This window comes from Jeotgalibacillus campisalis (genome assembly GCF_000829515.1).
Classification (GTDB): domain Bacteria; phylum Bacillota; class Bacilli; order Bacillales; family Jeotgalibacillaceae; genus Jeotgalibacillus; species Jeotgalibacillus campisalis.
Window position 1 is genome coordinate 17708 of the sequence record NZ_JXRR01000012.1, and the last position, 10765, is coordinate 28472.

Consider the following 10765-nt stretch of genomic DNA (forward strand, 5'->3'; position numbering starts at 1 on the left):
AAAATGGACTTGAATGATGAACGAACATTTATTAATTTGAAAAAACAATCAAATAAGGTATGCAATGATGGTGGAGGTGTAGTTTGTGTCGGAATCCAGCGTAACGTCAGAAATTTTGGTGCGTTTGCCAAAACAACTATTGATCGAACTTGATGCATTTGCTGAGCAGGAAGAAATAAGCCGCAACGAATGCATTTATCACGCGACGAAAATGTTGATGCGGGAACGGCGTAAGAAACAAACTCAAGACGCGATGCGACGAGGGTACATGGAGATGGCGAAAATTAATCTATCTATGGCATCCGAAGCATTACAGGCCGAGTACGAGGCCGGGCATACCGTGGAACGATTGGTAAGCGGGGAATAACGCTTTGATTGTAAAGCGCGGTGATGTATTTTTTGCTGACCTGTCACCGGTTGTCGGTTCTGAGCAAGGTGGAGTCCGCCCCGTTCTCATCATCCAAAACGACATCGGAAATCGGTTCAGCCCCACTGTGGTGGTCGCAGCCATAACAGCACAAATCCAAAAAGCCAAGCTTCCTACCCATGTTGAGATCAGTTCAAAGCGGAATGGCTTTGAGCGGGATTCAGTTATTTTGCTTGAACAAATCAGGACGTTAGATAAACAGCGATTAACAGACAAAATAACCCATCTAGATGACGAGATGATGGATAAGGTAGACGAGGCTCTGCAAATCAGCTTAGGATTAGTCGACCTCTAACGTGGAAACGCTCTTAATTATGGAGCGTTTTTTTCTTATGGATAGACCCGGCACCTTCACTACTCTATAATAGATAATAAAGGCTTAAAATGAATGCTCGTCAAAAGAGTGTAAAGAGGTGGACACATTGCATAATGAAGTAATCGCTCATATAAAATCAAGAAAAAGTGAACTGATTGAAAAATGGATCGACCGAGTAAAGGAAGATGCAGATGAACGAATGGTTAATGTCGTATCTGAACAGGTGTTCCAAGGGACAAGCTATGAATTTTTCGACTTGATTTTGCTGAGTCTGAGCGAAAAGGACCATGAATATAAAAACAAACTGCAGATGTTTTCAGAAAAGGTTGTACGGCTGGGCTGGCCCATTACCTTTGTGGTGTCAGGACTGAGAAAGTTTATCCATCTTGTACACGACGATCTGATCGAACAGGGTGTTGTATCAAAAGAACGTGAAGGTGAATATTTGGAATCTCTTGATGAATGGCTGGCCCCATTATCAAATGAAATTATCCATACATACGCATCTACATGGGAAAAAACAGTTTCTCTTCAAAAAATCGCCCTTCAGGAATTATCTGCGCCGCTGATTCCTGTAGTGGAACATATATCCATAATGCCTTTAGTGGGCACAATCGACACTGAACGTGCTAGACTGATTATGGAAAATTTACTTGATGGAGTTGTAAGCCATAGAGCCGAAGTGGTGCTCATTGATATAACGGGTGTCCCGGTCGTGGATACGATGGTCGCACACCACGTGATTCAGGCAGCAGAAGCCGTCCATTTAGTTGGTGCGCGGTGTATGCTTGTCGGAATCCGTCCGGAGATTGCCCAGACCATAGTGAATCTTGGAATCGATTTAAATAAGTTTATAACGACAAGCACCCTTAGAAAAGGCATGGAGAAGGCGCTTGAAATGACGAATAGAAAAATTGTGGAATTGGAGGGTGTAAATTGAGAATCCCGATTTTAAAATTAAAGGACTGTCTTCTGGTATCCATTCAATGGGAGCTGGATGATCAGACAGCCTTGCAATTTCAGGAAGATCTGCTAAAGAAAATACATGAAACAAATGCAAGAGGTGTGGTCATAGATATAACGTCTATTGATTTTATTGACTCTTTTATTGCCAAGGTTCTCGGAGACGTTATCAATATGTCAAGGCTTATGGGTGCAAAAGTAGTCATTACAGGCATTCAGCCAGCAGTCGCAATCACGTTAGTTGAGCTTGGAATCAGACTGGATGATGTGATGACGGCTTTAGATCTCGAAAAAGGTTTAGAGAAACTTCAACAGGAATTGGGGGACTAACCGAATGGAAATCCAATCCTGTGTGACCATCTTAAATGAATGGGATATTGTAGCTGCAAGACAGCTGGGGAGAAATGTGGCGAAGGAACTGGGATTTGGAACAGTGGATCAGGCAAGAATCACCACGGCCATTAGTGAATTGGCGAGAAACATTTATCTCTATGCTGGACAAGGACAGCTTTGTATAGATCGATTAAACGAGCAAGGAAAGACAGGCCTGCGGATTATAGCAATAGATGAGGGGCCGGGCATTCCGGATATCCGGAAAGTAATGGAAGATGGTTTTTCTACATCAGGAGGTCTTGGAGCAGGTCTCCCGGGCGTAAGACGTCTAATGGATGATTTTAATATAGACTCCAATCCTGGGGAAGGTACAGACATCCGCGCTACCAAATGGCTCCGATAGGAGGATATAAATTAAATGGATTTTCGGGAAAAAATGGATGAGAAATTTATTGGCGTTTTAACGGATTTCATGCAATCACAGTCTGAGGAATCATTATATGCAGCACAGCAGTTCAGCAGACTTGCACTCGAACATAAAATTCCTCCCGAAGAAATTGTGAATTTGCAAAAAAGTGCGATGCAGGAATTGATGCCAGACCTTCCTCCAGAGGTTTGGCATTCCTTTGATATTTTACTTGAGGTTATGACAGCATACGGCTTTGCGTTTCGGGAATATCAAAGCCTCATCGATACCCAAAAGGAATTTAAGAACGAAATGGAGATCGCTTCAAGCGTGCAGGAAACCTTGCTTGGCACTTCGGTTCCAACCATTGACGGCCTTGAAATCGGTGCGCTTAGTGTCCCGGCAAAACAAATGAACGGTGATTATTTCCACTTTGTCCATGATGGGGATCACTCTGTGAATGTAGCCATTGCAGACGTAATTGGCAAGGGCATCCCTGCCGCACTGTGCATGAGTATGATTAAATACGCAATGGACAGTCTGCCGGAATACCGCAAAGACCCAAGTGCGGTCCTTGGCAGTTTAAACCGCGTTGTGGAACAAAACGTGGATGATTCCATGTTTATCACTATGTTCTATGGCATGTATGAGCTGAAAAACCATATGCTTCATTTTTCATCAGCAGGACATGAACCAGGCTTTTTCTATTCGAAACAGCTCGATGAGTTTCTCGATCTTGAAGCGCGCGGTCTGCTGCTTGGAGTCGACAAAGATACAACTTACAAGCGATATGAACAGCAGGTTGAAATTGGGGATATGATTATCCTTATGTCAGATGGTGTAACGGAATGCAGAACGGATGAGGGATTCATTGAAAGAGAAACTCTTGTGTCCTTCATAAATAATTATATTGACCTGCCTCCGCAGGAAATTGTGAATAAAATCTTTAGAGATCTTGAAAAATTACAGCATTTTCAACTTCGTGATGACTTTACATTAATTATTATGAAACGAGTTAAGTAATCAAAAATACGTTTCAAGATCAAAATACAGGGTAGACACCCATTATAATGTGTACAGATATATGAAGAGGTGAAATAGATGAATATAACAGTCAATATAACAGAACAAACTGAAGATCAGGTTCGTGTAGCGATAGCAGGAGAAATTGATGCATTTACAGCCCCAAAACTTAGAGAGAAACTTGACCCCATTTCAACGAAAGATCCAATTACTTTAATTGCTGATTTATCTCAGGTGAATTATATGGACAGTACAGGCATCGGTGTTTTTGTCGGGCTTTTCAAAGGAATCAAAGCGAATGGCGGACATTTGCAGCTGGTTGGCCTTTCTGATCGTTTAAAGCGCTTATTTGACATTACCGGGCTTGCAGACATCATGGATATTAATCCCGAAGTAAAAGGTGGAGTGGAATAATGCAACCATTTGATTATATTGAAATGAAAATTCCCGCCAAAGCCCAGTATGTTGGGGTAATCCGTTTGACCATTTCGGGAATTGCGAGTCGGATGGGTTTTACCTATGACGATATCGAGGACTTGAAGATTGCTTCAAGCGAAGCGATTACCAACGCAGTTCAGCATGCTTACAGCGACGATGACAATGGCGAGGTTGTAGTTGGATTTGCGCTCTATAATAACCGGCTTGAAGTGATCGTAGCTGACCATGGACACAGCTTTGATTTTAAGAAAATTAAAGAAGAAGTGGGTCCATACGATGAGAGCTCTTCCGTTGATATGCTGAGGGAAGGCGGATTAGGTCTTTATTTAATTGAAAGTTTAATGGACGAGGTTAAGATACACCACAAGGAAGGTGTAACAGTCTTCATGACGAAGTATATTGAGGAAGAGCAGGTGGAGAGGGATGCGAAAACTGTCTCAACCTAATCAACCAAGCAAAGACGAAGTGCTTAAATGGATCAAGGCCTACCAGGAAACAGAAGACGATGCGGCCCAGCATAATCTTGTGCTTCACTACCGCAATTTGGTTGAGTCCATAGCCAGAAAGTATTCAAAAGGCAAATCCTATCATGAAGATATCGCGCAGGTAGGAATGATTGGCTTGTTAGGGGCAATTCGCCGCTACGACGATACTTTTGGCAAGAGCTTCGAAGCATTTGCTATACCGACGATTATTGGTGAGATCAAACGATTTCTGCGTGATAAAACGTGGAGCGTTCATGTACCAAGGCGAATTAAAGAATTAGGTCCGAAAATCAAGGCAACAGTTGAAGAGCTTACAACAGATCTTCAGCGTTCACCAAAAGTAAATGAAATAGCGGATCATCTGGAAGTATCTGAAGAAGAAATTCTTGAAGCGATGGAAATGGGAAAAAGCTACCAGGCTCTTTCTGTTGATCATTCTATTGAAGCAGATTCAGATGGCAGCACAGTGACGCTGTTAGATATCGTAGGAAGCCTGGATGATAATTACGAGAAAACGGATCAGCGGCTGGTGCTTGAAAAAGTGCTTCATGTGCTGAATGATCGTGAAAAACAGATTATCCAATATACGTATCTTGAAAACCTGAGTCAAAAAGATGCTGGTGATCAGCTTGGAATTTCCCAAATGCATGTGTCCCGCTTGCAGCGCCGTGCCATTAAGAAATTACGGGATGCCATTCAGCAAGAAAACCAGCAGGATGAGGATTTTAATTGATGGATGTCCTCCATCATGAGAGTGTCAAAGCGGTAGCAGGACAGTATACAAAAATGGGACGCAGTGTTTGTGGAGACAGCTACTTCATGATTGCTACAGAAGACTATTACGTATGCATCCTGGCTGATGGATTGGGAAGCGGAACGTATGCTCATGAAGCTTCTTCAGCTGCATGTGATGTTGTCTCCATGCATCATGAAGAAGATGTTGAAACATTAATGAACCGCTGCAATGACTCCCTTTTGAAAAAAAGAGGAGCGGCAGTTGCCATTGTAAAAGTTGATTTTACAACCAAAGTTGTTCAGTACAGCTGTGTAGGCAACGTCCGCTTTTATTTTTATTCACATGACGGGACTTTAACGTATCCCCTTCCTGTAACAGGCTATTTATCTGGCAGAAAGCAGACATTTAAGACCCAGGAATTTCTTTATGGAGAAGGATCCTCATTTCTTCTGCATTCAGATGGTCTGGAACTGACCCGTGTCCGGCCAATGCTTCAGCCTCAGCACTCTCTAGATTATATATCCTCGCAGCTTGAGTCAATTGTACGTGGAACGGATGACACAACTTTTGTTATTGGGAGATTGCCATAATGGCAGTCTCTTTTTTTTACAATCTGTCTCCTTTACAGCAAAATAAACGGAAGCTCGTATGATACAATGAGACCAATCATAATGGAAAGGCTGTGACGATTCTTATATGTCAAGCAAAGAAAACAACCATTTACTATCCCAACTGTCAAAAGAAACAGCGATCAACCAAAAGCAGGTTGAGCAGGTTATCCAACTATTAAATGAAGGCAATACCGTGCCTTTTATCGCCCGTTACCGAAAAGAAATGACAGGGGCTTTAGATGAAGTTCAAATAAAAGAGATTGATGACAGATGGAAGTATCTTCAGAATCTAGAAGCCCGCAAAACGGAAGTGATCCGGTTAATAGAGGAACAGGGCAAGCTGACGCCTGAGTTATCATCTTCCATCACGAATGCTGTAAAACTTCAAGCAGTTGAAGACTTGTATCGCCCCTATAAACAAAAGCGCAGAACCAGGGCTACAGTGGCAAAAGAAAAAGGCTTGGAGCCATTAGCGCAATGGCTGACTTCTTATCCGAAAAGCGGATCGATCGATGATGAAGCCGGCCGGTATGTCTCTGAAGAAAAAGAAGTTCTCTCTGCAGAAGAAGCACTTGCAGGAGCAAAAGACATAATCGCCGAACAAATAGCAGATGACGCTGCATTTAGAGAGTACATAAGAAGAGAAACATTCCGCCACGGAAAAGTACGCTCGTCTGTCAAGAAAGCAGAGCAAGATGAAAAAGGCATTTTTGAAATGTACTATGAATACGAGGAACCAGTGAATAAAATTGTTCCTCACCGGGTATTGGCCCTAAACCGTGGTGAAAAAGAAGAAATCCTGCGTGTGTCTATTCAGCCAGACGGAGAACGCATCATAAGCGAATTAAACAGAAAAATCATTAAGTATCCTCACTCGGTGACTGCACAGGTCGTTCAAGAAGCAATTGAAGACAGCTACAAACGGCTCATTCAGCCTTCTATCGAGCGTGAAATCCGGAATGAACTGACGGAAAAAGGCGAAAATCAGGCGATTCATATCTTCTCTGAAAATCTGAGAAATTTATTGCTTCAGTCCCCTTTAAAAGGCAAAAGAATTCTCGGAGTCGACCCGGCCTACCGGACAGGATGCAAGCTTGCTGTGGTGGATGAAACAGGAAAAATGCTGAAAGTGGACGTGATCTACCCGCATACGACAAAAGATCCTTCAAAAGCAGCGGCTATTTTCAAAAAAACACTTGCGGAATATGACATCGAACTCGTGGCAATCGGCAATGGCACCGCTTCTCGTGAAACCGAATTATTTGTAGCCGAGCAGCTGAAAGATCTTTCCCAGGAAATATTTTATTTGATTGTCAATGAAGCAGGGGCAAGTGTGTATTCCGCCTCGGACATTGCACGGGAAGAGTTTCCGGATTTGCAGGTAGAAGAACGCAGTGCTGTTTCTATTGCAAGAAGGCTGCAGGATCCTTTAGCGGAGCTGGTGAAAATCGACCCAAAATCTGTCGGAGTAGGGCAGTATCAGCATGATGTATCACAAAAGAAACTGAATGAATCGTTAACCTTTGTCGTAGAAACTGCTGTTAACCAGGTGGGGGTAAACGTCAATACTGCATCTCCTGCGCTTCTTCAATATGTAGCAGGTCTTTCTAAATCCGTTGCCCAAAATGTCGTGAAGCAAAGAGATGAGCTAGGGAAATTTGTGGACCGCACGCAATTAAAAAAGATTCCAAGACTTGGAGCTAAAACTTACGAACAGTGTATCGGGTTCCTGCGTATAACAGACGGGAAAAACCCGCTGGACCGGACACCGATTCATCCTGAACAATACACGTACGTGAAACAAATGCTGAAAATCCTAAATGCCGTCCCATCTGACATAGGCACAGAAGAACTCAAGGGTAAAATAATCGAAAAAACCCCTGAGCAATGGGCAGAAGAAATCGAGATTGGCCACCTTACGATGAAAGATATCATCGAAGCGCTTATTCGCCCGGGGAGAGATCCCCGTGAAGAACTCAGCAAACCGCTGCTAAAACAAGATGTCCTGAAAATGGAGGATCTTGATAAAGGCATGGAACTGCAAGGGACCGTCCGTAATGTGGTGGATTTTGGTGCATTTGTAGATATCGGCGTTAAACAAGATGGCCTCGTGCATATATCGAAACTGAAAAACGGCTTCGTCAAGCATCCGCTTGATGTGGTGGCTTTGGGTGATGTAGTTACCGTTTGGGTAGAACAGGTAGATGTGAAAAAAGGAAGAATTGCTTTAACAATGCTTGAGCCTAAAAATCAAGATAATCTGTAAAAGAGGAGAGAACACATGTTTTATATCATTATTACAGCAGCGACCGTCATCGCAACGCTGGGAATTACCTTTAACTATATTGCTCATTTAGGCACGATTGTGAAGATTGGAAACGAAGGGGAGCAGCATGGAATGACCGTCCAGGCTGCTATGACCCGTTTCTTTTTTGCAACAGCCCTTATTGAATTAGTTCCGCTTGCCATTATCATCATTACCTACATCACTGTTGAGCGGCCTGATACTGGAATCCCGGTTATCCCACTTGTCATTATTTTTACCGCAATGATTTTTGGTATTATTCAAGTAATCACACGGATGAAGCAGCCGGTACCAGCGGAAATGAAAAATCAGGTGCGGTCTTTTTCCCTGCTCGCGATGCAGCTGATCACATCAATACCGATCATTGCCCTAATCTTTTTATTTATCTAACCTATTAAAAAGCAGTTATTTGATTTCTTCGTGAAATCAATAGCAGTTCTGCCATAGTCGTAAAAGTAGTTTCAATAACTTGTAAGGAGAAGGTAAGGTGGAGCAACAAACTTTGCAAAGTCTTGTAGAGGAAATCTCGTTAAAAGAATTTGGCAAGCCATTTAAACATAAAGCGCTGTTTAATACCCGGTTAAGAACAACCGGCGGAAGATATATGCTGTCGTCTCATAATATTGAACTCAATATCCATTATCTTCACGAGCATGGCATGCAAGAACTCGTCGGCATTATAAAGCACGAACTTTGTCATTACCATCTTCATATAGAAGGGAAAGGGTATCAGCACCGGGATAGAGACTTTAAGGAACTAACGAAGAAAGTATCCGCTCCCCGGTTCTGTACACCGCTCCCATCACAAGTGAGTAAGAAAAAAACGAATCCCAAGTATCATGCCTATCAGTGCAAGAAATGCAGTCAGTCTTATATTCGAAAAAGAAGAATGAACACGAGCCGTTATGCGTGCGGAAAATGCAAGGGAAGACTGTCGTATCTTGGTGAAGTAATCCCTGAAAAAAGTAAACAAGGCCGGGACTGGCAGTTTCTTTAAAGATGGAGCGGATAGTTTGGCTGCAGTCAGAGGCTTTACTTGTGGCGAGAGGTGAGATAGATCTCCCTGCGATGAACCATTATTCTCAGTAAGAGTGAATGATGTTTAACTTAAATCTTTTAAATCGTAAATATGAGGGGAAAGGAGCGGAAGGTGGCGACTCCAGACGGATATGACGGCAAGCTGAGAATTTACAGGGCAAGCTATGAAGGCTCAGCGCCGTCTGCGGAAGCGTCCACTTGAAGCGAAGTGAACCGGTCAAAGAGCTTGAGACACATTTGTCCCAGGCTCTTTGTTTTATTAAAAACGCTAGAACCAGCCATTCTTCCAGTAAGCAGCTAGACCAAACGAGGACTCGCTAACTTTGACAGTGAGGGAGTGATATGATAAATTTAAAACATTCATCTAATTCAACTCATGAGAGAAATTTAAAAAACTTTTTAAAAATCGTTGACAGTAGAATAGGTAGTCTGTTAATATTTTAAAAGTCGGAAAGACGACAGCAAAGTTTTGAAAAAGCCATACATAATACATTAGCTTTCGTTACATACTACTATTTATTGTTCCACAGTAGCTCAGTGGTAGAGCAATCGGCTGTTAACCGATCGGTCGTAGGTTCGAGTCCTACCTGTGGAGCCATTTTTATGGGGAAGTACTCAAGTGGCTGAAGAGGCGCCCCTGCTAAGGGTGTAGGTCGTGTAAGCGGCGCGAGGGTTCAAATCCCTCCTTCTCCGCCAGAACATACATAGGAACATAGGGGCCCGTTGGTCAAGCGGTTAAGACACCGCCCTTTCACGGCGGTAACACGGGTTCGAATCCCGTACGGGTCACCAATTTTAATGTTCGTAACGTAAGTAGATTGCGAGAAAATTCATTCATGTGAAAGTGGTCCCGTGGTGTAGCGGTTAACATGCCTGCCTGTCACGCAGGAGATCGCCGGTTCGATCCCGGTCGGGACCGCCATTGTTTTGGGCTATAGCCAAGCGGTAAGGCAACGGATTTTGATTCCGTCATGCGTTGGTTCGAATCCAGCTAGCCCAGCCAGGAGCCATTAGCTCAGTTGGTAGAGCATCTGACTTTTAATCAGAGGGTCGTAGGTTCGAATCCTACATGGCTCACCATTATGTATATGCGGGTGTGGCGGAATTGGCAGACGCGCTAGACTTAGGATCTAGTGCCGTAAGGCGTGGGGGTTCAAGTCCCTCCACCCGCATTTAAAACTTTTTAAAAAAAGTGCTTGACCATTCCGAGTTATATTGATATAATATTACTTGTCGCTTCATTAAGCGGTCGTGGCGGAATGGCAGACGCGCTAGGTTGAGGGCCTAGTGGGAGATAATCCCGTGGAGGTTCGACTCCTCTCGACCGCACCAAAAAACATATTGCGCCCGTAGCTCAATTGGATAGAGCGTTTGACTACGGATCAAGAGGTTAGGGGTTCGACTCCTCTCGGGCGCGCCATTATTTTTCTTCTATTAAATAGAATACAACAACGCGGGTGTAGTTTAGTGGTAAAACCTCAGCCTTCCAAGCTGATGTCGTGAGTTCGATTCTCATCACCCGCTCCATTATTATTATTATTATTATGCAAGCTTGAACCTTGAAAACTAAACAACCAAAAACGTCAACGTTAATACTTGATTTAAACGAAACAAATGAGCTTTATCAAACACTTTACGGAGAGTTTGATCCTGGCTCAGGACGAACGCTGGCGGCGTGCCTAAT

Annotated in this window: 13 protein-coding genes and 10 tRNA genes; all 23 read left to right on the plus strand. The window is 43.3% G+C overall.

Translation table 11 applies throughout. The features are described 5' to 3' along the window. The first annotated feature begins 85 nt into the window (after positions 1-85). The 23 genes from KR50_RS06410 (at position 86) to KR50_RS06520 (ending at position 10608) form a co-directional block, all read left to right on the plus strand. Entirely contained in the window at positions 86-367 is a 282-nt protein-coding gene (locus KR50_RS06410) for a CopG family ribbon-helix-helix protein (protein WP_041056364.1), read from the plus strand. Positions 368-371: 4 nt separating this feature from the next. Continuing rightward, positions 372-722, plus strand: a complete 351-nt coding sequence (locus tag KR50_RS06415) for a type II toxin-antitoxin system PemK/MazF family toxin (protein WP_041056367.1) — start codon at positions 372-374, stop codon at positions 720-722. A 127-nt stretch (positions 723-849) separates the two neighbouring features. After that, a complete protein-coding gene (locus tag KR50_RS06420) occupies positions 850-1683 on the plus strand; it encodes an STAS domain-containing protein (protein WP_041056369.1) in 834 nt (277 codons plus the stop codon). Further along, positions 1680-2036 (plus strand): STAS domain-containing protein, encoded by a 357-nt coding sequence (locus tag KR50_RS06425; protein WP_041056372.1) that lies wholly within the window; start codon positions 1680-1682, stop codon positions 2034-2036. The genes KR50_RS06420 and KR50_RS06425 overlap by 4 nt, the downstream gene beginning before the upstream one ends. 4 nt (positions 2037-2040) lie before the next feature. Then, positions 2041-2442, plus strand: coding sequence for an anti-sigma regulatory factor (locus KR50_RS06430; RefSeq protein WP_041056375.1), 402 nt, complete (start codon positions 2041-2043; stop codon positions 2440-2442). Positions 2443-2457: 15 nt separating this feature from the next. Then, positions 2458-3468: a PP2C family protein-serine/threonine phosphatase gene (locus KR50_RS06435; RefSeq protein WP_041056378.1), complete on the plus strand. Its 1011-nt coding sequence runs from the start codon at positions 2458-2460 to the stop codon at positions 3466-3468. A 78-nt stretch (positions 3469-3546) separates the two neighbouring features. Beyond that, positions 3547-3882, plus strand: a complete 336-nt coding sequence (locus tag KR50_RS06440; RefSeq protein WP_041056381.1) for an anti-sigma factor antagonist — start codon at positions 3547-3549, stop codon at positions 3880-3882. Beyond that, the gene (gene rsbW, locus KR50_RS06445) at positions 3882-4352 is read left to right on the plus strand and encodes an anti-sigma B factor RsbW (RefSeq protein WP_041056383.1); all 471 of its coding nucleotides are present in this window, start codon (positions 3882-3884) and stop codon (positions 4350-4352) included. Before KR50_RS06440 ends, rsbW begins: the two co-directional genes overlap by 1 nt. After that, positions 4330-5124, plus strand: a complete 795-nt coding sequence (sigB, locus tag KR50_RS06450; RefSeq protein WP_041056386.1) for an RNA polymerase sigma factor SigB — start codon at positions 4330-4332, stop codon at positions 5122-5124. Before rsbW ends, sigB begins: the two co-directional genes overlap by 23 nt. Then, positions 5124-5717 carry a PP2C family serine/threonine-protein phosphatase gene (locus tag KR50_RS06455; protein ID WP_041056389.1) on the plus strand — a complete coding sequence of 198 codons (594 nt, stop codon included), beginning with the start codon at positions 5124-5126 and terminating at the stop codon, positions 5715-5717. The genes sigB and KR50_RS06455 overlap by 1 nt, the downstream gene beginning before the upstream one ends. A 106-nt stretch (positions 5718-5823) precedes the next feature. Continuing rightward, entirely contained in the window at positions 5824-8004 is a 2181-nt protein-coding gene (locus tag KR50_RS06460; protein WP_041056391.1) for a Tex family protein, read from the plus strand. Between the two features lie 15 nt (positions 8005-8019). Next, positions 8020-8433, plus strand: a complete 414-nt coding sequence (locus KR50_RS06465) for a hypothetical protein (protein WP_041056394.1) — start codon at positions 8020-8022, stop codon at positions 8431-8433. Positions 8434-8530: 97 nt separating this feature from the next. After that, entirely contained in the window at positions 8531-9040 is a 510-nt protein-coding gene (locus KR50_RS06470) for a SprT family protein (RefSeq protein WP_041056396.1), read from the plus strand. Between the two features lie 564 nt (positions 9041-9604). Then, positions 9605-9679, plus strand: a tRNA-Asn gene (locus KR50_RS06475). 7 nt (positions 9680-9686) lie between these two features. Further along, positions 9687-9777, plus strand: a tRNA-Ser gene (locus tag KR50_RS06480). 21 nt (positions 9778-9798) lie between these two features. Beyond that, positions 9799-9873, plus strand: a tRNA-Glu gene (locus tag KR50_RS06485). Positions 9874-9927: 54 nt separating this feature from the next. Continuing rightward, positions 9928-10003 (plus strand) — tRNA-Asp (locus tag KR50_RS06490). Between the two features lie 6 nt (positions 10004-10009). Then, positions 10010-10084, plus strand: a tRNA-Gln gene (locus KR50_RS06495). 1 nt (position 10085) lies between these two features. Then, a tRNA-Lys gene (locus tag KR50_RS06500) sits at positions 10086-10161 on the plus strand. A 10-nt stretch (positions 10162-10171) separates the two neighbouring features. Continuing rightward, positions 10172-10253: transfer RNA gene (locus KR50_RS06505), tRNA-Leu, on the plus strand. 73 nt (positions 10254-10326) lie between these two features. Continuing rightward, positions 10327-10413 (plus strand) — tRNA-Leu (locus tag KR50_RS06510). Positions 10414-10424: 11 nt separating this feature from the next. Continuing rightward, positions 10425-10501 (plus strand) — tRNA-Arg (locus tag KR50_RS06515). Positions 10502-10534: 33 nt separating this feature from the next. After that, positions 10535-10608: transfer RNA gene (locus KR50_RS06520), tRNA-Gly, on the plus strand. The last annotated feature ends 157 nt before the right edge of the window (positions 10609-10765 follow it).